We start from the raw sequence: 22,915 nt of genomic DNA, 5'->3' as shown, positions 1-22,915 counted from the left end.
CAGCCGCTGCCAAGCCCACCTGATTCCTACAACACCCTGGAGACACGCACCATGAATGCACCTGCTTCCCAAGCCGTCCTGGCCCCGACCGTCAAACTGCTGATCAACGGCCAGCTGGTCGAATCCAAGACCACCCAGTGGCGCAACGTGGTCAATCCGGCCACCCAGGAGGTGCTGGCCCGCGTGCCCTTTGCCACCCCCGAGGAAATCAACCTGGCGGTGAGCAACGCCAAGGAAGCCTTCAAGACCTGGAAGAAGACCCCCATCGGCACCCGCGCCCGCATCTTCCTGAAGCTGCAGCAGCTGATCCGCGAGAACATGAAGGAGCTGGCCGCCATCCTGACCGCCGAACAGGGCAAGACCCTGCCCGACGCCGAAGGCGATGTCTTCCGTGGCCTGGAAGTGGTGGAGCACGCTGCCAACATCGGCACCCTGCAACTGGGCGAGCTGGCCAACAATGTGGCCAACGGCGTGGACACCTACACCCTGAACCAGCCCCTGGGCGTGTGCGCAGGCATCACCCCGTTCAATTTCCCCGCCATGATTCCGCTGTGGATGTTCCCCATGGCGATCGCCACCGGCAACACCTTCGTGCTCAAGCCTTCCGAGCAGGACCCCATGGTCACCATGCGCCTGTGCGAACTGGCACTGGAAGCCGGCGTCCCCCCCGGCGTGCTGAACGTGATCCACGGCGGTGAAGACGCGGTGAACGCCATCTGCGACCACCCGGACATCAAGGCCATCAGCTTCGTCGGCTCCACCAAGGTCGGCACCCACGTCTACAACCGCGCCAGCCTGAACGGCAAGCGCGTGCAGTGCATGATGGGCGCCAAGAACCACGCCATCGTCCTGCCCGATGCCAACAAGGAGCAGTCGCTGAACGCCCTGGCCGGTGCCGCCTTTGGTGCGGCCGGCCAGCGCTGCATGGCGCTGTCGGTGGTAGTGCTGGTGGGCGAAGCCCGCAACTGGATCCCCGAGCTGGTCGCGAAGGCCAAGACCCTGAAGGTCTCCGGCGGCACCGAAGCCGGCACCGACGTCGGCCCCGTGGTCAGCTGCGCCGCCCTGTCGCGCGTGGAAAGCCTGATCGAGCGCGGCATTGCCGACGGCGCCAAGCTGGAGCTGGATGGCCGCAAGCCCCAGGTCGCCGGTTACGAGAAGGGCAACTTTGTCGGCCCCACCATCTTCAGCGGCGTCAAGCCCGGCATGAGCGTGTACGACCAGGAAATCTTCGGCCCCGTGCTGTGCATTGCCGAAGCCGCGGACATCGATGAAGCCATCGCCTTCATCAACGCCAACCCCAACGGCAACGGCACGGCCATCTTCACGCAAAGCGGCGCCGCCGCGCGCAAGTTCCAGGAAGAGATCGACGTCGGCCAGGTCGGCATCAACGTGCCCATCCCCGTGCCCGTGCCCCTGTTCTCGTTCACCGGCAGCCGCGCCTCCAAGCTGGGCGACCTGGGCCCCTACGGCAAGCAGGTGGTGATGTTCTACACCCAGACCAAGACGGTCACCGCGCGCTGGTTCGACGACTCGACCACCAGCCACGGCGTGAACACCACCATCAGCCTGAAGTAAGGCCTGCGCAAAGCATAGCTGGCAGCGCTGGTGCAGATTGGGCTGGAGGCCATTTGGACCCCAAACTCTGGGATGATGCAGGCATGACTTTGCCTGCCCCCTCCCTGGTCGCAGCCTGCCTGCTGGTGGCCGGGCTGATCCACAGCCCCGCCGTGCGGGCCCAGGCCGGCGCGGCCTGCGCGCCCGGTGCCAGCGACACCGCCAGCCGCAATGCCTGCGCCGTGCAGCGCTTTCAGCAGGCCGACAGCGCGCAGAACATCCTGTATGGCGATGTGATGCGCGCCCTGTCGGCCCACGAACGCCCGGCCCTGCGCAAGGACCAGAGCGCCTGGAGCCGCCAGCGCACCAGCACCTGCAAGGCCCGCCATGCCGGCGACGAGGGCCGCGCCGACTGGCCCCAGCGCTTGCACGACTGCCTGACGCAGCAGACCGAAGCCCGCCACGCCGCCCTGCGGCACTGGCTGCACCACGGCGAAGCGCCGCCCCCCTGAGCCGCGGACCTTGCATCTGCGGACACCGCCTTCGACAACAACAAAGAGACAGGAGACACCGCCATGGACTTTGAACTCAGCGCAGACCAACGCGCCTTTGCCGACACCGCGCGCCAGTTCGCACAGACCGCCCTGGTCCCGCATGCCGCCGAATGGGACCGCGAAGCCATCTTCCCGCGCGAGGCAATCGCCCAGGCCGGTGAACTGGGTTTTTGCGGCCTGTACGCGCCCGAGAATGCTGGCGGCCTGGCCCTGCCGCGCCTGGATGCGACGCTGGTGTTCGAGGAGCTGGCCGCCGTCGATCCCAGCACCACCGCCTTCATCACCATCCACAACATGGCCACCTGGATGCTGGGCACCTGGGCCACCGAGGCCGTGCGCACCACCTGGGGCGAGGCGCTCACCAGTGGACAGAAGCTGGCCAGTTACTGCCTGACCGAACCCGGCGCCGGCTCGGACGCCGCCTCCCTCAAGACCCGGGCCGACAAGGACGGTGACCACTACGTGATCAACGGCGCCAAGGCCTTCATCAGCGGCGCCGGCAGCACCGACGTGCTGGTGCTGATGGCCCGCACCGGCGCCCCCGATTCGGGCGCCAAGGGCATCAGCGCCTTTGCCGTGCCGGCCGATGCCCCGGGCATCAGCTACGGCAAGAAGGAAGAGAAGATGGGCTGGAACAGCCAGCCCACGCGCGTCATCAGCTTTGACAATGTGCGCATCCCGGCCAACCACCTGCTGGGCCAGGAAGGCGAAGGCTTCAAGATCGCCATGAAGGGGCTGGACGGCGGGCGCATCAACATCGCCACCTGCTCCATCGGTGCCGCCCAGGGCGCACTCACCCAGGCGCAGCAGTACATGCAGGAGCGCAAGCAGTTCGGCAAGGCCATCGCCAGCTTCCAGGCCCTGCAGTTCAAGCTGGCCGACATGGCGACCGAGCTGGTCGCCGCGCGCCAGATGGTGCGCCTGGCCGCATCCAAGCTGGATGCCGGCGCGCGCGACGCATCGACCTACTGCGCCATGGCCAAGCGCTTTGCCACGGACGCCGGCTTCATGGTCTGCAACGAAGCCCTGCAACTGCACGGCGGCTATGGCTACATCCGCGAGTACCCGCTGGAGCGCCTGATGCGCGATGCGCGCGTGCACCAGATCCTGGAGGGCACGAACGAGATCATGCGTGTCATCATTGCCCGGCGCATGCTGGAGGCCGACGCGCCCGACGCCATCCGTTAAGCGTGCAATAAAGCAAATGACTGAAGCAAGCATCGTTACCAAAGTGTGTCCTCAATGTGGCGTCAAAGTAGTGCACTTGGAAAAACACTTAAAGAAGGCACATGACCCAGTCAAAATTACCGAGAGACAAAAGAAAGAAAACGCTAGAAAAAACGTAAGCATTTCTCAAAAAAATTTCCAAATAGTAGAAAAAGCTCGACAAACATTTCTTTCGACTTTGGTTCGCTGCACGTCTTGCAAAGAGCAAGTCATGCTCAAACTGATTTCAGAACACTACTTCTCAGAACACAGAACATCACTTCCGGCAGAAATGCGCGCTTTGTACGGGCTTGCTGAACAAAAAAACATGTTCAAAACAACCAAAGAGCGAGAAGAATATTGGAGATCAGTTAGCGGAATATCACCACGTGGCGACGACATTTATGACAGAGGAATGACCGTACAAGGCGGTGCATTTGGTCTTGGTAAAAGCCGCAAGCACTAATTAATCAAATAGTTATGCCTGCCCGCCCACTTTCCGACGACACCCTGCAGCTCATCGACGCCGTGCGCGCAGCGCTGCTGGAGGCCGGCGAGGTCGAGGAAAAGCGCATGTTCGGCTGCCATGTCTTCATGGTCAACGGCAAGCTGTGCCTGGGTGTGGAAGGCGACGAGCTGCTGGTGCGCCTGCCGCCGGACACGCACGCCGCCGTCGCGGAAACGCCGGGCGTGCGCCCCCTGTCCAGCAAGGGGCTGATGGACGGCTACTTCTACATCAGCCCCGCCGCCTACGCCACGCGCGCACAGTGGCAGCACTGGATCGCCGCGGCCCTGGCCTTCAACCCGCTGGCCAAGGCCACGCGCAAGAAGGCCGCAGGTGGTGACGGGGCACCGGCACGCTCTCCCGAAGAGAGCGCACCACGCACTTCCAGACTGCGTAAAACCGCCAAAACACCCACCAGCACGAAGGCCACGCCGCGCCCGCCGGCGCGCAAGCACTCCGTGTTCGATGACGACGCCTGACCGGCCCGGAGATCCGCCATGCCCATCCGCATCGTTCAACTTGGCAGCCCGCGCAGCGCGGACGAAGGCCTGCGCATCGGCACCGTGCGCCGACCGCCGCGCGGTGTGCCCAAGGCCGAATTTGCCCGTCGCGACTATTACGACGTCTGGTACCCGGAGCTGTCCCCCTCGACCGAACTCATGGCCCTGGGCCAGGCTGCGCAGAAAAACGGCGACGCCAAGGACTGGCAACAGTTTGAGAAAGCCTTTCGCAAGGCCATGGCCGAGGCCCCGGCAGCACGCACGCTGGACCTGCTGGCGGCGCTATCGCACCACGGCCGTTTCGCCCTGGGCTGCTATTGCGAGGACGAAGCCCGCTGCCACCGCAGCATTTTGCGCAGCCTGCTGAGCGAACGCGGGGCCGACTTCGGCACTGGCTAACTCACATTGCAAGACTTTTAAGCCTCCAGCCCTTATCACACCAGCGCAGACAGCTAGTTTTTTTGAAGATTACAACCACAGTTCAACACCACCAGGAGACAACGGTATGACCACCATCGCTTTCATCGGCCTCGGCAATATGGGCGGCCCCATGGCCATCAATCTGCAAAAAGCCGGCCACGCCGTGCGCGCCTTCGACCTGTCCAAGGAGGCCGTCGCCAAGGTGGTCGCTGAAGGCGCCACCGCCGCCTTCAGCGCACAGGACGCCGTGCAGGGCGCCAAGGTGGTGGTCACCATGCTGCCCGCCAGCCAGCACGTGGAGGCCCTGTTCCTGGGCAAGGACGGCGCCCCCGGCCTGCTGGCCAGCATTGCCCCGGGCACGCTGGTGATCGACAGCTCCACCATCGCCGCCGCCACCAGCCAGAAGGTGGCCAAGGCGGCCGATGCCGCCGGCATCGACTTCATCGACGCCCCGGTGTCGGGCGGCACGGGCGGCGCGATTGCGGGCACGCTGACCTTCATGGTCGGCGGCACCACGGCGCAGCTGGAACGCGCCCAGCCCTACCTGGAGAAAATGGGCGCCAACATCTTCCACGCCGGCGCCGTGGGGGCCGGCCAGACCGCCAAGATCTGCAACAACATGCTGCTGGGCATCCTGATGGTGGGGACCAGCGAAGCCATCGCCCTGGGCGTGGCCAATGGCCTGGACCCCAAGGTACTGAGCGAGATCATGCGCCGCAGCTCCGGCGGCAACTGGGCACTGGAAAAGTACAACCCCTTCCCCGGCGTGCACGAGAACGCCCCGGCCAGCAAGGGCTATGCCGGCGGCTTTGGCACGGACCTGATGCTCAAGGACCTGGGCCTGGCCCAGGACAATGCCATCGCCACCAAGGCCAGCACCCCGCTGGGCGGCATGGCCCGCGCCATCTATGCGGCCCACAGCATTGCGGGCCACGGCGGCGAGGACTTCTCCAGCGTCATTAAGATGCTGCAAAAACCGTGAGGGTCTGAGCCACGGCGGATACCCCAGCCCAGGCCGCCAGGCACATGCCTGGCGGCTTTTTTTTTGCAGGCGGTGCAGATGCTCTGGCGCCTGCGGGCTCTGAGAGCTATTCGCTCTGCGGACGCTGCCCCAATGCCCCCATGACCTGCTCTTCGGGCCGCGGTGTGCAAGCCGCACGATCGTGCAAGCAGCGGCACAGTCCGGCTGGGGTTAGAGGCCATCGCTGGAGGACAAGCGCGTCACGCCACCACCAAGCAAGGAAGAAGGACGAGCATTCGCCGCAGCCAGACGTGGCGCACCCTCGCCGTTTAGCGCCTGCACGCACAGGCCGCGCCACGCCATGGGCACGGCTGCCATCATTCCGAGGCATCATTCGGCCACCCGGTCGGGCGCCGCCCTTGCATGCCCCCAGACACTGGCCATTGCCGCGGACAGGATGCATGCTCCGCCAACCACCAGGCCCAGATGCAAGGACGCGCCGCCCCACCACACGGCAGTGACGGCCGCAAACAGCACCTCGCACGGCAGGACCACCGCCGTCACCCGGGCGCTGAGGCGGGCCACGGCATATTGCAGGCACAGGTTCACCCCCAGGAAAGCCAGGGCCAGTCCCGCAACGGGCAGCACCCACGCTGCTGCGGCGCCAGGCCAGGTGACGGCCAGGGAGGCAGCATCCCCTGCCCCGGACAACAAGGTGGCAGCAGCCCCAGCGACCAGGGCCCCACCCAGGAACATGGCCATCGCCCGCCCTTCGCGCGGTACCGCGGCCGCACGCCGCAGCAGCACGGTGTTCAAGGCAAAGGCAAAGCCGGCCAGCAAGGCCAAGGCATCGGCAAGGCTGGCAGAACTGGCCCGCATGTCCCCGGTGGCTGCCGCGGGGCCGGCCAGCACGCAGGCGGCCCCAACCACCGCCAGCACGGCGCGCACGCACGCACCAACCGTCACGGCTTCGCCAAGCAACAGCCTTGCCAGCAGCAGCGACCACAGCGGCATCAGATAGAACAAAAGCACCACACGGACCACATCCCCGATGCTGACCGCCCAGTTGAAGGCCGCATTGGTCAGGCCTGAGGCGATGAGGATCCCCCACAGCGACGGCAGGCGCACGACCTGCCCCAGGGCTTGGGGGCGCCACAGCCCGATCACGCTGGCCGCCAACCCGTAGATGCAGGCGGTCGCCCACAGCGGATGCAGCCCCAAGGACTGAAGCTGCCGGAAAGGCCACCACGCGACACCCCAGGCCAGCGCATTGAGCAGCAGCGCCAGCACCGGCACGGCTGTCGTATTCAAGAACGTTGCACGCATATATTCCACTATAGTAGATATCCACTATAATGGAATGCATGTCGCCCCACACATCCCCCGAAAACCTCATCCCCCAGCGCGTCCGCGAAGAGCGGATGCGACGCGGACTGACACTGGACCAGCTGGCGACCCAGGCGGGCGTGAGCCGGGCCATGATTTCCAAGATCGAGCGCCGGGAGAGCAGCCCCACCGCCGTGCTGCTCTCCCGCATTGCTGATGCCATGGGCCTGAGCATGTCAGCCCTGATGCGCGAGCCCCGGTCGGCCCCCACAGCGATCCAGCGCGTGCAAGAGCAGCAGCAGTGGACAGATCCGGCCACGGGCTATATCCGGCGGCTGCTGTCCCCCCCGGGCGATGCCGCCGAGGTGGAGATCGTGGCGGTCGAGTTGCCACCGGGGCAAACCGTCAGCTTTGCCGCCAGTGCCACGCTGCACTCGGACGACCAAATCCTGCTGCTGGAAGGCCAATTGACGCTCACCAGCGGGGCCACCGTCTACGAACTACAGCCCGGGGACTGCGCGCGCGTATCCACCCACGAAGAACAATCCTTTGGCAACGGCGGAACGACCGCTGCGCGCTATCTGGTCATCAAGCGCCACTTTCGCTGACCCCATCGGCAACGCCGCCTCGCCCCAGCACACCCGCACAACATGAAGCATCTGAACTACCACTGGAACCGCCTGGAGGCCTTCACGGCCCTGGAAATCTACGAAGTGCTCCGCGCCCGAGAATCGATCTTCATCGTCGAGCAGCAGTGTGCCTACCAGGACGCCGACGGCTTGGACCCACAGTCCTGGCACCTGCGGGTGACGGTGGGGGGCGAGCTGGCGGCCTATGCCCGGGTCGTGGATCCCGGGCTCAAATACACGGAGCCTTCGATCGGGCGCGTGATCACGCTGGCCCAATTCCGCAACCTCCAAATTGGCCGCGCGCTGGTTGCCGAAGCCATCGCCTTCACGGAAAAACACTTTCCGGGCCAAGGCATACGAATCGGTGCGCAGGCGCGCCTCGAAAAGTTCTATGGATCGCTCGGCTTCCAGGCCGTCGGGGACGTCTATGACGAAGATGGCATTCCCCACATCGACATGTTGAAACCGGCGGCATCGGCCGGCAGCGCTGCAGTGTGATGGACTGCCCAGGCAAAGGCCACCTAGTTGACGCAACCGGCTGAAAGCGACTCCCCACGCAATCCATGTATGGCGCATATCGCAGTGCTGTGCGCTGATGCGTCAGACACGCAAGGCCCGCCTTCCTCCGCATCCGTGCATCAAGTCCGGCGGTTGTTGTGTGAGGACACCCTGCGCCAGATTTGCCACCCCGAATTGGCCAGGTGCCTCATCCCAGCGCATGCCGCCCTATGGGCAACCGAGAGCGTGCTGTGGCGTGGTCTTCAAGAACTCCACCGTCTTTTCAAAAGGCAAGGGGCGGCTGAAGTAGTAGCCCTGCATCTCGTTGCACCCCAACTGGTGCAGCATCTCCAGTTGCTGCGCCGTTTCCACCCCTTCGGCAATCACGTTCAGTTTGAAATTCTTGGCGATGCCAACAATCGCCTGGATGATGGCGTAGGAGTCTTGCGACAGGCCCAGGTCACGCACAAAGGATTGATCGATCTTGATGCGGTTGACTGAGAACCGGCGCAAGTAGTTCAACGATGAATAACGCGTGCCGAAATCATCGATGGAGATGTGGATCCCTGTATCACGCAGGCGCTGAATGCGTGCCACGATGCTTTCGACATCCTTCATCAACAGGCTCTCGGTGATTTCAATGTCCAGGGACTGGGGCGGCACACCAAACTCCTCCAGCGGTACCTGGATACGCTCCATGAAGTCACTGCGGTCAAATTCACGGGGCGAGAGGTTGATGCCCAGGCGCAGGTGGTCAAAACCCAGGGCACTCAACGCCGCGAAATGGGAGCAGGCCTTCCACAGCACCCAGTCACTGATGGCCACGATCAAGCCGGTTTCCTCAGCGATCGGGATGAACACATCAGGGCTGATCATCCCTTCCTTGGGATGGTGCCAACGTATGAGTACCTCCAGGCCGGTTGCCTTGCCGGTCAAGGCCTCGATCTGCGGTTGAAAGTACAGCTCGAATTGGTTGCCTTGTTTGACGGCTTCACGCAGGTCATTCTCGATGGACAAGCGGTTCAGGTAGGAGGTCTGCATGTGCGGCAGAAAAGCTGCGCAGCCATTTTTGCCCTGGCCTTTCACTTGGTACATGGCCATGTCGGCACAACGGATCAGTTCTGCGGCATGCGTCGCATCGTCCGGATAGACCGCAACGCCAATGCTCGTCGTCGCCAGAAACTGCGTGTCCGAGACCCGGAAAGGCTTGCGCAGCTCCGCCTGGATTTTTTCCGCAATCACGGCAATGTCATCGCGATGCGCCAGGGACGGCAGCAAGACGGTGAATTCATCGCCCCCCTGGCGCGCCAGGGTGTCACCATTGCGCAGGCATTTGCGCACACGCGCCGCGAACTCCCGCAAGAGCTGGTCGCCCACGGGGTGGCCGTAGGTGTCGTTGACCAGCTTGAAGCGATCCAGATCGAAAAACATCACGGCCAGTTTTTCTTTGCGGCGGCTCGCCTCGACAATCGCCATCTCCAGGCGGTCCATGAACAGGTTGCGATTGGGCAGCTTGGTCAGCAAATCGTGGAACGCCTGAAAGGCAATCGTTTCTTCCGCGCGCTTGCGCTCGGAAATATCGCGGGCCACTCCGGCTGTGCCCACAAAGCGTCCGGTCTGCCCGATATCCTGGGCCTCGTACACGCCCTGGGTACTGAGGATGACCGTGATCTCGCTGCCACTGCTGGCCTTGGGTGACACCGGGTTGACGCGAAAGCGCACTTCCTTGTTGCTGGTGGCGCGCAGGCCGACACGCCGCTCCTTGAACGCATATTGCACGTGCAGGTAGTCGCGCGGGTCAACGATCAGCGAATAGTGCTTGCCGATCAACTCATCGGCCTCGTACCCCAGCAGGCTGTATACGCGGCCATTCATGAAGGTAAAGAACCCTTCTTTGTTGAGCGTAAAGATGATGTCGGGGGACTGTTCCACCAGGAAGCGGTGCAGACGTTCTGAGTGCTTGAGCTGCGCCGAGATGCTGGCGTGCTCCTTGTCACGCTGCCGGTGGTTCAAAGCGCGCTCGACCGCCAACAACATATCGTCTGGATCGCAATCTTTGCGCAGGAACTCAAAAGCCCGGTGGCGCAAGGCATGGATTGCGGAATTGATGGATTTGTCGGCGCTGAAGACAATGACGGTGGTGTTGATCTTGTTGGCCGTCAACCACTCCATGATCTCCAGACCCGAGATGTCCGGCAGCTTCAAATCCAGGATCACCAGATCGATTGTTCCCTCTTTGAGCTTGGACAAGGCTTCCTGCCCGTTCTCGGCCTCCTCGATGACCCGCTGCTCGTGGGCCAGCAAGGTTTTGTAGGCTGTCCGAAAGCGCGTTTCGTCGTCCACGATCAAGAGATGGCCGCCAGTCTCCAAGCTTTGGGGCTTGTCGGGAACGCCCAGGATGCTGATGGCATTCATGTGAGTGCGCTCTCCGGTATGAATTTTGGAACCAGTAGTTCGATGCAGGTCCCCGCGCCTGGCTGGCTGCGGCAGGTGATCAAAATCCCTTCCTGCCTGGCGAGGCGCCCGACCAGTGACAGGCCCAATCCACGCGTTTGGGTCGTGGAAATGACGGCAGGCTCGTACAGGGTACGGATTTTCGCTTCGGAGATGCCCGGGCCCGAGTCATCGATCCGAAGCTGCGCGTAATGGGTGCCACCGTGCACCACCCCGTCAATCAGGACAATTTTGACCAGCTCACCCGCACCCAAGGCCTCTGATGCATTCTTCCAAAGATTGAGCACGATCTGCTTAAAGCTGTCGCGCTCCACGGATGCCAGGATTTCAGCCGGGGGCACTTGCTTTTCAACTCGGATCCCTTTTTCTTTGAATAGAGGGTCCGCATACAGGGCCAGCAAATCGCTCAACACGGCTGCCAGGTCCGTGCCCTGGCTCGCCACGTTCTGGGTGTGTTCATCGGCCATCTTTCCGACAATCCCGGCCACACGGTCAATTTCTTCTGCCAGGATTCCCAGCTCCTGCCCAACGCTGTCTTCGGGCAGCTTGCGCTCCAGAATCTTCAAATAGCTCTTGATGATGCCGAGCGGATTACCGGCTTCGTGCGCGATCTGGCGTGCGTGCCGGATGAATTGCTGGGTTCGCTGCTTTTCGGCCTGGTGTCGCTGTTGTTCGGCCACCAGCGCAATCTCCAGGCTCAAGGCGGCGATTTTTCCAAAATGCTTCAACCACGGAATACGCCGCTGCAGGCCTGTGTAGTGCGCAGAGGACAGACCGCAGACGATCACGCCCACCGTCCGCTGGCGGGCCACCAACGGAATGCACAGCAGGCCATCGGCCGAGAGGGCGCGCACCAATTGCTGGTCCAGCAAGGCCAGCGGCTGGGCGCTGGCAAACGATGCTCTGACCTGGTGATCGGCGACAGCCGCCGCCACCAGACATGCGGCGGGTGCCAAAGGGATCGATAGTTGGCGAAAAAGCGAGGGTTGACCTTCCACCCCGTCGCCGGTCAAGGCTGCACCGGAGGCATCAACCAGCAAGATGGCCATGCTGGGCAACTCAAACAGGATGCGCGCAGACTCTCGCAGCGCCAGCAACACCTCCCGGACGTTACCCAGCTGCAGCAAATCCTGCTGCAGGGGTTGCAGCAAGGCCATGCCTCCCACCATCACCGACAGCTCACTCTCAGCCGGGCTGAGTGACATGGCTGGCACGCTGGTCGCTGGTACCTGCTGGAGGGCACGTTGCGGGAATTCCGCAGCCACCGCGATCCCCATGGCCTCCGCAATCTGCCGGGTGCGCTCCACCGCACGCGCTCGTGTCACGACCAAGGCCACGGGGTCGATAGCAAGCGCGGTGCGCTCGATCAGTGCCCCGTATTCAGCCGCGTCCTCCTCCAGCAGCGTGAGCGCCTGCGCGAGCCACACGGCTTGCGGCAACGCTGTCGCTGCGGCTATCTCCGTGGCACGGGCATGGTGAAACGCAATGCCATCGGCCAGCACCGAATCCAGCCCCCAATGAGCGATCAGCCACGCACCGACCTCACCGTGTGTCGTGCCAAAAAGCTGTTCCTCATCGGCAGTCAACGAAGGACGGGCCGAGACATTCGCCAGAAATTGGCGATAGGGGTCGCCGATGGCCTGCAGCAAGATCAATTCACCGATGTCGTGCAACAGACCGGACAGATAGGCATCGTCGGGCTTGTGCAAGCCAGCCTGCTCGGCAATGCCCCGTGCGAGTTCACCCACCAGCAGTGAATGGCACCAGAAATCCGCCACTTCGGCCAATGAAAGCTTCTGGTCTTTGTCAAACAGCCTTTGGATAGACAGGCATGTGACCAAGGCACGCACCAATCGAATGCCGATGGATGTGAGGCAGTCTTCAATCGTCGTGAGTTCTTTCGTTCGCCGCAGTGCGGGGGAATTGGCGACCGACAGGATGCGGCTTGCCAAGCCAGGGTCCTGGCTGACAATCTGCGCCAGATCGGGAATGGAGGAGGCCTCGTCCTCCATCGCCCGCATCAGATGCACCAAAACTTCAGGTGGCGACGGGATCTTCCCGGTTTCTACGGATTCCCGAACGACCTCTGGTAGTCGATGCATGGTTGATTTTGCTTTGATCTGTGGTTGTGTCAAAAATTCTATAAGTTATTTTTGATACGCAAGCAATAAATCGGCACAACAGCCGTCCAGTGATAATCACAAACAACAACACACAGACATATTGCATTTGAAAGCGCGCTTGTCCTACACAACAAAAAAACTGCTTTATACCTTCCCTTATTTATTCATCAATCGTGCTTCAGATGCTGCTTCATTGCCTTGCAATTCTCGCAAATTTCAAATGGACTTTCTTCGCTGACCCACGACGTTGACAGCATCCGGTGGGTTGTCACGCACAAGCATTCAAGCCACCAATATCTTGGTTCGACGCATCGTCGGCCTATCGCCAAGCCGGGAAGAATATCGCTGCTGCTGCGAATTGAGCATCGCACCAAAATGGAACAAATGTGGGATACCAATATTCCCAACACCCGCGGCCAGATCATGGAATACCCGATGACCTCCAATATGCACGCCACGCGATTGCTTTCCGAATAGCCACAGGCTCGTGAAAATCTGCGTCCCGAATCCACATTTCGCCCAGGCTGATACGCCCCCATCACTGGCATGCAGTCGCTCACTATCCCAAGGGGGCGTTGTTACAGCTTTCCTCAGTCCGCGCAACATCGGTCAGACCGCATCGGACGTCGCTGTTTCTTGCACCCCATCCCACACCTGCACCATTAGCCCTGCTGCACAGGATTAAGCAAATGTCGCGGTCAAGACGCACAAGCACCGTCCCATAATGGTGGTGCGGTCTATCAAGCGATATCACCCGCATGGTCTGAGCGGCTGCCCCAGCTTTCCACAGCAAGCCCTGCCCCTCAGCCAGCGGCGCTGCAAAGGAGCGGGCCATGAGCATGCATGCACACCACATCCTGGTTCTCGGCGCGGGAAAGATCGGCACCACCCTGGCCGACATGCTGACCGAGCTGTATGAGATGCCGGTCACGCTGGCGGATGTTCAGCCGGCTCCACCCCACAGCGATCCCCTGTTGCGCCACCTGCAGTTGGATGTCCAAGACGATGCGGCACTCACCGCCGCGCTGGCCGCCCACAGCCTTGTCATCAATGCCCTGCCCTTTTTCTGCGCGGCACGCGTGGCAACGGCAGCAGCGCAGCGGGGCGTGCACTACTTTGATCTGACCGAGGATGTGGCGGCCACTCGCACCATCCGCGCATTGGCACCCCGGGCACGGGCAGTGCTGATGCCGCAGTGCGGACTGGCACCTGGGCTGATCGGCATGCTGGGCGGGCATCTGGCCAGGCAGTTTGACGAGCTCTATGACCTGCAACTGCGTGTGGGCGCGCTCACGCTGCACGCCCTGAATGCGCTGCGCTACCACTTCACCTGGAGCCCGGACGGCGTCATCAACGAATACTGCAACCCCTGTGACGCCATCGTGGGCGGCCAGCTCACCAATGTGCAACCCCTGGAGGGCCTGGAAAACCTCAGCCTCGACGGGCAGGTGTTCGAGGCCTTCAACACCTCTGGTGGCTTGGGCACGCTGTGCGAAACGCTGGCCGGCCGCGTGCGCAACCTGAACTACAAGACCATTCGCCACCCGGGCCACCGCGACGCCATGCACCTGCTGCTGCACGGGCTGCGCCTGATCGAGCGGCACGATCTGCTGCGCCAGGTGCTGAATGGTGCTGTGCCCCACAGCCGGGACGACATGGTGGTGGTGGCCGCCACGGCCACAGGTCTGCGCAGCGGTCGGCTGGAACAGGTCACGCACAGCGCCCGGCTCTACGGTGCACCGCTGCGCGGGCGGCAGCGCACGGCCATCGAACTGACCACGGCCGCTGGCGTGTTGGCGGCGGTGGAACTGTGGGCCCAGGGCCTGCTGCCGCAACAAGGCTTTGTGCGACAGGAGCAATGCACGCTTTCCGCCTTGCGCAACACCCGTGTGGGGCGCTACGTTGAATCCCTGTTGCCCGCTCCGGCGGCGCCCGGCAATACCGACGCCTGATCACCCTGCCAGGGTCTGCCTCTTTCGCCCGCTGCCATGTTTGTTCTGCCCGCCATCGCCCTGCCCTTCCTGCTCATGCTGGCGATCTACCGCCTGCTGCACATCCCCCGGCAACTGCGTGCCGGTGCCTTGCGGGTCCCGGAACAGCGGCGCACAGTGCTGCAGGTGGCCACCACTGCGGCCTATCTGGCGCTGCTGGCATATACGGCGGGATTGCTGACGGCACTGGTACACACCTTGTTTTTGCAGCGGACAGTTTGTCGACCTACCTGGAACTGGCAGCCTACGTGCTGGCCTATCCCTTGGTGCACCTCGCCGCGGCCTGGATCTTGTACCACGGCCTGAAACCCATCGCGCCACACACCCTGTCCTCTGCCAAGGAGCACCCATGAGCGAGCTTTCTGCTACCGATTCTTCCACCGTGCTGTCGCACTGCGGCATCGATCTGGCCGCCCACCAAGGCGATGGCATCACCGTGCGCTCCCCCATCGACGGCGCCACGCTGGCCCAGCTGGCTGCAGTGCCCGTGGCCGCCATGCCGGCCGTGATCGATCGTGCGGCCCAGTCCTTCCTGCAATGGCGTCTGGTGCCCGCCCCGGTGCGCGGCGAGCTAGTGCGGCTGTGGGGCGAAGAGCTGCGCCGCTGCAAGGCCGATATCGGCCAGGTGATCTCGCGCGAGGTGGGCAAGATCCTGCAGGAAGGCCTGGGGGAGGTGCAGGAAGGCGTGGACATCTGCGAGTTTGCCGTCGGCCTGTCACGCCAGCTGCATGGCAAGACCATCGTGTCCGAACGCCCCGGCCACCGCATGATGGAGCAGTACCACCCACTGGGGCCTGTGGCCGTGATCACAGCCTTCAATTTTCCCAGCGCGGTGTTCGCCTGGAACGCGGCGCTGGCCTTGGTGTGCGGCGACCCGGTGATCTTCAAACCCTCGGAAAAAGCCCCGTTGTCGGGCCTGGCCACTTTCCAGGCGCTGGAGCGGGCGATCGCACGTTTTGGCGACCGTGCGCCCCCGGGTCTGGCGCAGATCGTGCTCGGCCACAGCGATGTCGCGGAGGCCCTGGTGGACAGCCCGCAGATCGCGCTGGTGTCCGCCACAGGCTCCAGCCGCATGGGCCGCGCCGTGGGCCCCAAGGTGGCGGCCCGCTTTGGCAAGCGCATTCTGGAGCTGGGGGGCAACAATGCCATGGTGGTCACCCCCGCGGCCGATCTGGACCTGGCGGTGCGCGCCATCGTCTTCAGCGCCGTGGGCACGGCGGGCCAGCGCTGCACCTCGCTGCGCCGGCTGATCGTGCACCGCAGTGCCAAGGCCACGCTGCTGGAAAAGCTCCTGAAAGCCTATGCCAGCCTGCGCATCGGCGACCCGCTGCAGGCCGGCACACTAGTAGGCCCGCTGATCGACCGGGCCGCTTTGGATGCGATGCAGCATTCTCTTGCCCAGGCCCAGACCCAGGGCGGAACCGTGCTGACCGGTGGTCAGCGCGTGCTGGCCGACCAATTCCCCCATGCCTACTACGTGGCACCGGCCATCGTGGACATGCCGGCACAAACCGCCATCGTGCAGCACGAGACCTTTGCGCCCCTGCTCTATGTGCTGACCTACGACACGCTGGAGCAGGCCATCGCCTGGAACAACGGCGTGCCCCAAGGTCTGTCCTCCTGCATCTTCTCCAACGATCTGCGCGAGGTGGAGACGTTTCTCGGCGCTGCTGGCTCGGACTGCGGCATTGCCAACGTCAACCTCGGTCCCAGCGGTGCCGAGATTGGTGGTGCCTTTGGCGGCGAAAAAGAAACCGGTGGCGACCGCGAAAGCGGCTCCGACGCCTGGAAACAGTACATGCGCCGCACCACCAACACCATCAACTACTCGCGCGAGCTGCCCCTGGCCCAGGGCATTCAGTTCGGGTGAATCGGTCGCTCTGAGCCACCTCCCGTCTCCACCGGGCCCGCAAGCCCTGGCCAGTAGTGCTGGTCCGGTACAGCCCGGGCCCCGAAAATAGCCTGGCCCACACGCACCACCGTAGCGCCCTCCTCAATCGCGATGTCAAAGTCGCCCGACATCCCCATGGACAGCTCCTCCAGGGACATGCCCGCCGGGGCACTCTGCCGCAACTGGTCCCGCAACCTGCGCAGGCGCACGAAACACTGGCGCACCCGCGCGCTGTCATGGGAGAACAACGCCAGCGTCATCAGGCCGCGCACCCGCAGCGCCGACATGGCGGGCAAGGCTTGCAGGAATGCCGGCACCGCCTCCGGTGCCAGTCCGTATTTGCTGGCCTCGCCCGAGGTATTGACCTGGACAAAGACATCCAGCGCGCGTCCTTCGGCCTGCAGACGGCGGTCCAGAGCCTCGGCCAGGCGCAGGCTGTCCAGGGCCTGGAACTCGCAGGCAAAGCGCGCCACCAGCTTGGCCTTGTTGGTTTGCAAATGGCCGATGACCGACCAGCGCAGATCGGTGAGGTCTTGCAGTGCCTCCCACTTGCCCCAGGCTTCCTGCACCTTGTTTTCGCCCAGCATGCGGCAACCCGCCGCATGGGCCAGGCGCAGTCTGTCTGCGGGCTGGGTCTTGCTCACCGGCAGCAGCCGCACGCTGCCCGCATCCCGCCCGGCGCGTTGGCAGGCAGCGGCCATGCGGGCCTGCACCGCCGCCAGGTTGTGCTGAAAATCCGCCAGGGTCAGCGCCTGGGGGTAGCGACCATGCTGGTCATGCCCGGTGCGGGTCGTGAAAGAAGAAACGGTATCGGATGGCATATGTTCAGACCTTGCGGGCAGAAGAAAACACCCGCGAGGCAGCATCACGCAGACGCAGACGCAGGGGCATGCGGCCATGCAGCACGGCATGGGCCAGCAGGCCAATCAGCAAGCCCCAGAACGCGCCCCCAACGCCCAGCCACTGGATGTTGGCCGCAGCGGCCAGAAAGGTGATCAGCGCCGCCTCGCGGGTACGGGTATCGGCCAGGGCAGCCGCCAGACTGCCGCCCAGGGTTCCCAGCAGGGCCAGTCCGGCCAGCGTGGTGGTGAAAACGGCAGGCAACGCCATGAAGACCGCGGCCAGTGTCACTCCGAACACCCCCACCAGGCAATAAGCCAGGCCTGCAGCCACGCCGGCGATCCACCGCTTGGACGGGTCTTCATGGGCTTCAGGCCCCGTGGCAATGGCTGCCGTGATGGCCGCCAGATTGAAGGCATGCGCACCAAACGGAGCCATCAGCAGCGAACCCAGACCTGTCACCGTCACGATCGGGTTGGCACTGGTGGCAAAGCCATCGTTGCGCAACACCAGCATGCCCGGCATGTACTGCCCCGTCAGGGTGATCAGAAACAATGGCAGGGCCACGCTGAGCAGGCTGTCCAGCGACCAGGCTGGCGCGGTGTACACCGGGGCCGCCAATTGCAGCGACAGCCCCGACAGGTCCACACGCTGCTGCTGCACCAGGAACGCCAGCCCCAGCAGCAGAATACCCACCACCGCATAGCGCGCGGCAATGCGCTTGAGCACCACATAGGCCACGATCAGCAGCAGCGCCATTGCCGGCTCCACCGCCATGCCACCAAAGGCCCGCATGCCGAAGGGCAGCAGAATCCCCGCCAGCAGCCCCGTGGCCACACCCGCTGGAATCAGCCGGATGACACGCTCAAAGCCCCCTGACAGCCCCAGCACCACAAAGGCTGCAGCCGATACCAGGTAGGCGCCCACGGCTTCGGCATACGGCGTGCTGGCCAGTGCCGTCACCAGAAACGCGGCCGCCGGCGTGGACCAGGCCGTGATGATGGGGGCACGTGTCATCCAGCTCAGCAGCAGGCCCGTCAGACCCACGCCCATCGAGAGTGACCACACCCAGGACGCCGTGTGTGCGGCGTCCAGCCCGGCCACCCGGGCCGCCTGGAACACCAGGATGAAGGTACCGCCGTAGTTGACGATGACCGATACCAGCCCCGCCACGGCGGGATGGAACACATCGCGCAGACGCAGCCGCGCGGACACAGAAACGGAAGCCGGGGTATGGGCCATGCCTGAACAACTTTCCAACAGATCACACAGTCAAACAATCGAACCTGCCCAGGCGTTGCTCGACCGATGGAACACGGTTTGGCTACGGCCTGGGTATGCATCGTTTATAAAATCCGAATGGCATGCTGTAGCCAGCCACTTTTTCACCATCAGCCAGACCAATTGTTCAAACACGCCTTGCTCGAATCCGTCAAAGCCTGGATGGCCGATCCCGCCCACCGGGCCCTGCCCTTGCACGCCCGGCTGCAACGCAGCCTGCGGCAGCTGATCCTCGACGGCCAACTGGCGGCCGGGCGGCCCCTGCCCGCCTCGCGTGCACTGGCGCAATCGCTGGCGGTGTCGCGCGATACGGTGGAAACGGCCTACAGCCAGCTGCACGCCGAAGGCTTCATCACCCGGCGCGTGGGCAGCGGCAGCCAGGTGTCCCAGCAGGCGCGGCGCCTGCCGGCACGCCCCACAGCAGCCAGCCTGGCCGCAGCGCCGCCACTGAGCCAACGTGGCCAAGCCATGCTGGCCGCCGGGGGGGTAAGCGACTTTCCGATGCCGCATACCTTCGTCCCCGGGGTGCCCGAGACCCGCAACTTCCCATTGCCGACCTGGGAGCGGCTGCAGCGCCAGGTGCTCAAGGAATACGGCCACCGCGCGCTGCAGCACAGCCCCGCACAGGGCGTGCTGCCGCTGCGCCAGGCCATTGCCGACTATGTGAACCTGGAGCGCGGCGCCCGCGCCACGCCCGAGCAGGTGCTGGTGCTGACCAGCACCCAGCAGGCGCTGAGCCTGTGCGCCCAGGTACTGCTGGACCCGGGTGACCGCATCCTGATCGAAGACCCGGTCTACCATGGTGCGCGCAAGGCCTTTGACGCCGCCGGCCTGGTCTGCCAGCCCGTGCCACTGGATGCCGAGGGCATGCAGGTGCAGCACCTCGCCGCCGCCCCACCCGCCCAGGCGATGTTCCTGACCCCGTCCCACCAGTACCCTACCGGCGCCACCCTGTCGCTGGAGCGGCGGCTGGCCGCCATCGCCTGGGCCCGGGAGCACCAGAGCTGGATCCTCGAGGACGATTACGACAGCGAATTCCACTACGCCGGCAAGCCTACGGCCTGCGTGCAGGGGCTGGACGCCCACGGGCGCACGCTCTATATCGGCACCTTCAGCAAATCGCTGTTTCCAGGCCTGCGCCTGGGCTACATGGTGCTGCCGCCCGCGCTGGTGGCCCCCATGACCGTCGCCCGCTCCCTGCAGGACGGGCACAGCGCGCCCCTGGCCCAGCTGACACTGGCGCGCTTCATCGAAGGCGGTCACCTGGGCGCCCACATCCGCACCATGCGCACCGTCTACGCCCAGCGCCGCGATCGGCTGGCCCAGTTGCTGCGCACGCACCTGGCCGACTGGCTGGAACCCCAGGTGCCCGCAGGCGGCATGCAGATGGCCTGCCACCTGCGCGGCGGGCTGCAGGAAGCAACGCTGGTGGCGGCCGCCGCACGCGCCGGCATCACGCTGGCGGGCCTGTCGGCGCTGTACAGCGGACCACCGCGCCACCAGGGCGTGCTGATGGGCTTTGCGGCCTACACCCCCATGGAACTGGAGGCCGGGGTGCGCCAGTTGGCCCAGGTGCTGCACGCGCTGCGCCACCCTGCCTGAAACGGGCAACAGCCTCGGCCCAGGCTGACCACCCCGATGTCCATCCCAAGTTGGCACTGGCAAGACCAGGCCCCACACCGGTCCTTGCAGCCACACGCACCGGCCCTGCCGTCCAAGTGCTGCTTTGGCGCTGCGCAACGGGAGGGCGTCCATAGCACTCACCGGCCGTGCGGCCAGCAGCGCACCCCCAGGGCAGCCAGGGCCGACACGGTGGCCAGCACGACCACGCCCAGCCAGCCCGCATGGTCCAGCACCCAGCTGCCGATGGCCGCACCGCTGGCCATGCCCACGAACATGCCGGTGAACAGCAGCGCATTCAGGCGGCTGCGCGCCTCGGGCGCAATGCCGTAGACGATGGTCTGGTGCGCCACCAGCACGGCCTGCACGCCAAAGTCGAACACCACGGCTGCCGCCACGATCAGCAGCAACTGGCCCTGCACCCCCAGCCAGGGCATCGCCGCCATGCTGGCAAAGGCGGCCGCTGCCAGCGCGGCGCCGGCACGCGTCACCAGCTCGGGGCCACGGCGGTCGGCCATGCGCCCGGCCAGTGGGGCGGCCAGGGCCCCAGCCGCACCGGCCAGCCCCAAGGCCCCCGCCGCGGCGGCCCCCAGCTGGAACTGGCTGTGCAGCATCACCGCCAGCGTGGACCAGAAGGCGCTGAAGCCCACCGCCAGCAGCCCCTGGGCCAGCGCCGCACGGCGCAAGGCCGCATGCTGGCGCCACAGCCCCCACATGGAGCGCATCAGTGCCGGCCAGCCTAGCTGGGTGGTGGGGGCAAAGTGCGGCAGGCCGCGCCACACGGCCACGGCCAACAGGGCCATGGCGGCAGCGGCCAGCAGGTACATGCTGCGCCAACCCCAGAACTGGGCCACCAGGCCACTGACCACGCGGGACAGCAAAATGCCCAGCAGCAGCCCGGTCATCACCGTGCCCACCATGCGCCCGCGCTGGGCCGCGGGGGCCAGCGTGGCTGCGGCGGGCACCACGTCCTGCGCCATGGTGGCGGCCAGGCCCACGCCCAAACTAGCAGCCAGCAGGCTGGCCATGCCAGGCGCCAGACCGCTGACCAGCAGCGCCAGCACCAAAGCCGCAGCCTTGGCCAAGATGATGCGGCGGCGGTCATACCGGTCCCCCAGCGGCGCCAGCAGCAAAATGCCCAATGCATAGCCCAGCTGTGTCAGCGTGGGCACCCAGCCGGCGGTGCTGGCCGGGGCCTGCAGATCGGCGCCCAGCACCCCCAGCATGGGCTGGCTGTAGTACAGCGACGCGACGCTGATACCCGCGGCCGTGGCCAGCAACAGCAACAGCAGCAGCCGTGCGCCGATGGCCGGCGGCGCCGGTGGGTGGGTCACGCCCTGCGAGGCCTGGGTGGTGTGCGTGCTGCGCATTTCATACGCAGATGGAATGGATGACATGTTCAACGTCCAGATGTTTGCTATCAATGCTGCAGAGTTTCCGTATATCAGCAGCGCGCGGGTAGTGGTCTGGCTTGTAGATTTGCTATACGCTTAACGTATGGAAACCTCGCCTTCCAGCGGCAGCGGCAGCGACCGCATTGCCCTGCTGCATACCCTGGTGCGCATCGTCGAAGCCGGCAGCCTCTCGGCCGCCGCCCTGCAACTGGGCACCACCCAACCCACCGTCAGCCGCCGCCTGCAGCAGCTCGAGCGCGCGCTGGGCCTGCGCCTGCTGCAGCGCTCCACGCACGGGATGAAGCTGACCGTGGACGGCGAGCGCTGCTACGCCCATGCCAAGTCGCTGGTGCGGGACTGGGAGGCCATGGAGGCCGATCTGCGCGGCGTGCAGGACGTGCCCCGGGGCCAGTTGCGCGTGCTGGTGCCGCATGCCTTCGGCCAGGACCAGCTGATGGCGCCCTTGCTGGACTACCTGCGCCGCTACCCCGAGGTGCAGGTGGAATGGATGCTGCACGACCGCCGCCCAGACTTCATCGCCGAAGGCATTGACTGCGCCATCCAGGTGGGCCAGGTGCAGGACCCGGCCGTCATCGCCCTGCGCCTGGCCGAAGTGCCGCGCATCGTGGTGGCGGCGCCGTCCCTGGTGACCCGGCACCCGCCGGCCACGACCGCACAGGACCTGGCCGATTGGCCGTGGATGGCGCTCAACACTTTCTACCAGCGCGAAGTGGGCCTGACGCACACCCTGCACGGCACGCAGCGCCTGGCCATCCAGCCCCGCCTGTCCACCGACAGCCTGTACGCCCTGCGCAGCGCGGCCCTGGCCGGCCTGGGCGTGGGCATCGCCTCGGCCTGGGTGGTGCAGGACGATCTGCGCGCCGGCCGGCTGCAGCACCTGGTGCCGGGCTGGGAAGCCGCCCCACTGCCTGTCTCCCTGGTCTACCCGCAGGCTGCGTTCTACCCGGCCAGGCTGCGCTGCTTTCTGGACACCATGCGTGCCGCCATGCCGCAGCTCAGCGGCATGCGGGCGGCTTCGGTCATACCGCCCCCGCCGTGAGGCACGGGACCAACCGCCATCGCCACATCGTCGACCGACCACCCCACGGCAAAGGCCCAGCCCCTTCCACCCTGCGGCCTGCCCGGCCACGATGTCCTGCCGAGCCCC

General features: G+C 64.8%; 21 protein-coding genes. 15 read left to right on the top strand and 6 right to left on the bottom strand.

Annotation, left to right across the window (positions count from 1 at the left end; all coding sequences use genetic code 11):
- Positions 1 to 51: 51 nt before the first annotated feature.
- From FYM52_RS01215 to mmsB, 7 genes are all read left to right on the top strand, one after another.
- A complete protein-coding gene (locus FYM52_RS01215; protein ID WP_154162760.1) occupies positions 52 to 1,575 on the top strand; it encodes a CoA-acylating methylmalonate-semialdehyde dehydrogenase in 1,524 nt (507 codons plus the stop codon).
- An 83-nt stretch (positions 1,576 to 1,658) separates the two neighbouring features.
- The gene (locus FYM52_RS01210; RefSeq protein WP_154162759.1) at positions 1,659 to 2,066 is read left to right on the top strand and encodes a lysozyme inhibitor LprI family protein; all 408 of its coding nucleotides are present in this window, start codon (positions 1,659 to 1,661) and stop codon (positions 2,064 to 2,066) included.
- A gap of 63 nt (positions 2,067 to 2,129) precedes the next feature.
- The gene (locus FYM52_RS01205) at positions 2,130 to 3,296 is read left to right on the top strand and encodes an acyl-CoA dehydrogenase family protein (protein WP_154162758.1); all 1,167 of its coding nucleotides are present in this window, start codon (positions 2,130 to 2,132) and stop codon (positions 3,294 to 3,296) included.
- A gap of 16 nt (positions 3,297 to 3,312) precedes the next feature.
- Entirely contained in the window at positions 3,313 to 3,780 is a 468-nt protein-coding gene (locus tag FYM52_RS01200) for a hypothetical protein (protein ID WP_154162757.1), read from the top strand.
- 14 nt (positions 3,781 to 3,794) lie between these two features.
- A complete protein-coding gene (locus FYM52_RS01195; RefSeq protein ID WP_154162756.1) occupies positions 3,795 to 4,298 on the top strand; it encodes a TfoX/Sxy family protein in 504 nt (167 codons plus the stop codon).
- 18 nt (positions 4,299 to 4,316) lie between these two features.
- Positions 4,317 to 4,718: a DUF488 domain-containing protein gene (locus FYM52_RS01190; protein WP_154162755.1), complete on the top strand. Its 402-nt coding sequence runs from the start codon at positions 4,317 to 4,319 to the stop codon at positions 4,716 to 4,718.
- A 106-nt stretch (positions 4,719 to 4,824) separates the two neighbouring features.
- Positions 4,825 to 5,721: a 3-hydroxyisobutyrate dehydrogenase gene (mmsB, locus tag FYM52_RS01185; RefSeq protein WP_042412744.1), complete on the top strand. Its 897-nt coding sequence runs from the start codon at positions 4,825 to 4,827 to the stop codon at positions 5,719 to 5,721.
- Between the two features lie 369 nt (positions 5,722 to 6,090).
- On the opposite strand, the gene FYM52_RS01180 is transcribed toward mmsB, so the two are convergent.
- Positions 6,091 to 7,011 (bottom strand): EamA family transporter, encoded by a 921-nt coding sequence (locus FYM52_RS01180; protein ID WP_238826062.1) that lies wholly within the window; start codon positions 7,009 to 7,011, stop codon positions 6,091 to 6,093.
- Between the two features lie 53 nt (positions 7,012 to 7,064).
- Between FYM52_RS01180 and FYM52_RS01175 the strand changes: the two genes are divergently transcribed.
- Both FYM52_RS01175 and FYM52_RS01170 read left to right on the top strand, forming a co-directional pair.
- Positions 7,065 to 7,634: an XRE family transcriptional regulator gene (locus FYM52_RS01175; RefSeq protein ID WP_154162753.1), complete on the top strand. Its 570-nt coding sequence runs from the start codon at positions 7,065 to 7,067 to the stop codon at positions 7,632 to 7,634.
- A 42-nt stretch (positions 7,635 to 7,676) separates the two neighbouring features.
- The gene (locus tag FYM52_RS01170; RefSeq protein WP_154162752.1) at positions 7,677 to 8,153 is read left to right on the top strand and encodes a GNAT family N-acetyltransferase; all 477 of its coding nucleotides are present in this window, start codon (positions 7,677 to 7,679) and stop codon (positions 8,151 to 8,153) included.
- Positions 8,154 to 8,381: 228 nt separating this feature from the next.
- Here the strand turns inward: FYM52_RS01170 and FYM52_RS01165 are convergent, their stop codons facing one another.
- Together FYM52_RS01165 and FYM52_RS01160 are read right to left on the bottom strand one after the other, a co-directional pair.
- Entirely contained in the window at positions 8,382 to 10,568 is a 2,187-nt protein-coding gene (locus FYM52_RS01165) for an EAL domain-containing protein (protein WP_154162751.1), read from the bottom strand.
- Positions 10,565 to 12,709 (bottom strand): HDOD domain-containing protein, encoded by a 2,145-nt coding sequence (locus FYM52_RS01160; RefSeq protein ID WP_154162750.1) that lies wholly within the window; start codon positions 12,707 to 12,709, stop codon positions 10,565 to 10,567. The genes FYM52_RS01165 and FYM52_RS01160 overlap by 4 nt, the downstream gene beginning before the upstream one ends.
- Before the next feature lie 219 nt (positions 12,710 to 12,928).
- Here FYM52_RS01160 and FYM52_RS01155 point away from each other — a divergent pair, with 219 nt between their 5' ends.
- The 4 genes from FYM52_RS01155 to FYM52_RS01140 all read left to right on the top strand — a co-directional run bounded on the left by FYM52_RS01155 (position 12,929) and on the right by FYM52_RS01140 (position 16,591).
- Complete coding sequence (locus FYM52_RS01155) at positions 12,929 to 13,207, top strand: hypothetical protein (protein WP_154162749.1); 279 nt, start codon at positions 12,929 to 12,931, stop codon at positions 13,205 to 13,207.
- Between the two features lie 356 nt (positions 13,208 to 13,563).
- The gene (locus FYM52_RS01150) at positions 13,564 to 14,682 is read left to right on the top strand and encodes a saccharopine dehydrogenase family protein (RefSeq protein WP_154162748.1); all 1,119 of its coding nucleotides are present in this window, start codon (positions 13,564 to 13,566) and stop codon (positions 14,680 to 14,682) included.
- A gap of 36 nt (positions 14,683 to 14,718) precedes the next feature.
- A complete protein-coding gene (locus FYM52_RS01145) occupies positions 14,719 to 15,027 on the top strand; it encodes a hypothetical protein (protein WP_238826061.1) in 309 nt (102 codons plus the stop codon).
- A 43-nt stretch (positions 15,028 to 15,070) separates the two neighbouring features.
- Positions 15,071 to 16,591, top strand: a complete 1,521-nt coding sequence (locus FYM52_RS01140) for an aldehyde dehydrogenase family protein (protein ID WP_154162747.1) — start codon at positions 15,071 to 15,073, stop codon at positions 16,589 to 16,591.
- On the opposite strand, the gene FYM52_RS01135 is transcribed toward FYM52_RS01140, so the two are convergent.
- Positions 16,579 to 17,433, bottom strand: coding sequence for a YggS family pyridoxal phosphate-dependent enzyme (locus tag FYM52_RS01135; protein ID WP_154162746.1), 855 nt, complete (start codon positions 17,431 to 17,433; stop codon positions 16,579 to 16,581). The two genes, FYM52_RS01140 and FYM52_RS01135, sit on opposite strands and share 13 nt — an antisense overlap.
- 4 nt (positions 17,434 to 17,437) lie before the next feature.
- Positions 17,438 to 18,694 (bottom strand): benzoate/H(+) symporter BenE family transporter, encoded by a 1,257-nt coding sequence (locus FYM52_RS01130; protein WP_154162745.1) that lies wholly within the window; start codon positions 18,692 to 18,694, stop codon positions 17,438 to 17,440.
- A 162-nt stretch (positions 18,695 to 18,856) separates the two neighbouring features.
- Between FYM52_RS01130 and FYM52_RS01125 the strand changes: the two genes are divergently transcribed.
- Positions 18,857 to 20,335 (top strand): PLP-dependent aminotransferase family protein, encoded by a 1,479-nt coding sequence (locus FYM52_RS01125; RefSeq protein WP_154162744.1) that lies wholly within the window; start codon positions 18,857 to 18,859, stop codon positions 20,333 to 20,335.
- A gap of 158 nt (positions 20,336 to 20,493) precedes the next feature.
- Here FYM52_RS01125 and FYM52_RS01120 read toward each other — a convergent pair whose 3' ends face one another.
- Positions 20,494 to 21,750, bottom strand: a complete 1,257-nt coding sequence (locus FYM52_RS01120) for an MFS transporter (protein ID WP_154162743.1) — start codon at positions 21,748 to 21,750, stop codon at positions 20,494 to 20,496.
- Positions 21,751 to 21,850: 100 nt separating this feature from the next.
- Here FYM52_RS01120 and FYM52_RS01115 point away from each other — a divergent pair, with 100 nt between their 5' ends.
- Positions 21,851 to 22,807 (top strand): LysR family transcriptional regulator, encoded by a 957-nt coding sequence (locus FYM52_RS01115; RefSeq protein WP_154162742.1) that lies wholly within the window; start codon positions 21,851 to 21,853, stop codon positions 22,805 to 22,807.
- Positions 22,808 to 22,915 lie beyond the last annotated feature (108 nt).

Origin of the sequence: Comamonas sp. CAH-2, from assembly GCF_009668305.1 — a bacterium.
GTDB classification, from domain to species: domain Bacteria; phylum Pseudomonadota; class Gammaproteobacteria; order Burkholderiales; family Burkholderiaceae_C; genus Comamonas; species Comamonas aquatica.
This window is presented reverse-complemented; position numbering and strand designations above follow the sequence as displayed.

What these genes read in the sequence shown, in the direction of transcription:
- FYM52_RS01215 (WP_154162760.1), top strand. Translation starts at nt 52, where the DNA reads ATGAATGCACCTGCTTCCCAAGCCGTCCTGGCCCCGACCGTCAAACTG.
- FYM52_RS01210 (WP_154162759.1), top strand. Translation starts at nt 1,659, where the DNA reads ATGACTTTGCCTGCCCCCTCCCTGGTCGCAGCCTGCCTGCTGGTGGCC.
- FYM52_RS01205 (WP_154162758.1), top strand. Translation starts at nt 2,130, where the DNA reads ATGGACTTTGAACTCAGCGCAGACCAACGCGCCTTTGCCGACACCGCG.
- FYM52_RS01200 (WP_154162757.1), top strand. Translation starts at nt 3,313, where the DNA reads ATGACTGAAGCAAGCATCGTTACCAAAGTGTGTCCTCAATGTGGCGTC.
- FYM52_RS01195 (WP_154162756.1), top strand. Translation starts at nt 3,795, where the DNA reads ATGCCTGCCCGCCCACTTTCCGACGACACCCTGCAGCTCATCGACGCC.
- FYM52_RS01190 (WP_154162755.1), top strand. Translation starts at nt 4,317, where the DNA reads ATGCCCATCCGCATCGTTCAACTTGGCAGCCCGCGCAGCGCGGACGAA.
- mmsB (WP_042412744.1), top strand. Translation starts at nt 4,825, where the DNA reads ATGACCACCATCGCTTTCATCGGCCTCGGCAATATGGGCGGCCCCATG.
- FYM52_RS01175 (WP_154162753.1), top strand. Translation starts at nt 7,065, where the DNA reads ATGTCGCCCCACACATCCCCCGAAAACCTCATCCCCCAGCGCGTCCGC.
- FYM52_RS01170 (WP_154162752.1), top strand. Translation starts at nt 7,677, where the DNA reads ATGAAGCATCTGAACTACCACTGGAACCGCCTGGAGGCCTTCACGGCC.
- FYM52_RS01165 (WP_154162751.1), bottom strand. Translation starts at nt 10,568, where the DNA reads ATGAATGCCATCAGCATCCTGGGCGTTCCCGACAAGCCCCAAAGCTTG.
- FYM52_RS01160 (WP_154162750.1), bottom strand. Translation starts at nt 12,709, where the DNA reads ATGCATCGACTACCAGAGGTCGTTCGGGAATCCGTAGAAACCGGGAAG.
- FYM52_RS01150 (WP_154162748.1), top strand. Translation starts at nt 13,564, where the DNA reads ATGAGCATGCATGCACACCACATCCTGGTTCTCGGCGCGGGAAAGATC.
- FYM52_RS01145 (WP_238826061.1), top strand. Translation starts at nt 14,719, where the DNA reads ATGTTTGTTCTGCCCGCCATCGCCCTGCCCTTCCTGCTCATGCTGGCG.
- FYM52_RS01140 (WP_154162747.1), top strand. Translation starts at nt 15,071, where the DNA reads ATGAGCGAGCTTTCTGCTACCGATTCTTCCACCGTGCTGTCGCACTGC.
- FYM52_RS01135 (WP_154162746.1), bottom strand. Translation starts at nt 17,433, where the DNA reads ATGCCATCCGATACCGTTTCTTCTTTCACGACCCGCACCGGGCATGAC.
- FYM52_RS01130 (WP_154162745.1), bottom strand. Translation starts at nt 18,694, where the DNA reads ATGGCCCATACCCCGGCTTCCGTTTCTGTGTCCGCGCGGCTGCGTCTG.
- FYM52_RS01120 (WP_154162743.1), bottom strand. Translation starts at nt 21,750, where the DNA reads ATGTCATCCATTCCATCTGCGTATGAAATGCGCAGCACGCACACCACC.
- FYM52_RS01115 (WP_154162742.1), top strand. Translation starts at nt 21,851, where the DNA reads ATGGAAACCTCGCCTTCCAGCGGCAGCGGCAGCGACCGCATTGCCCTG.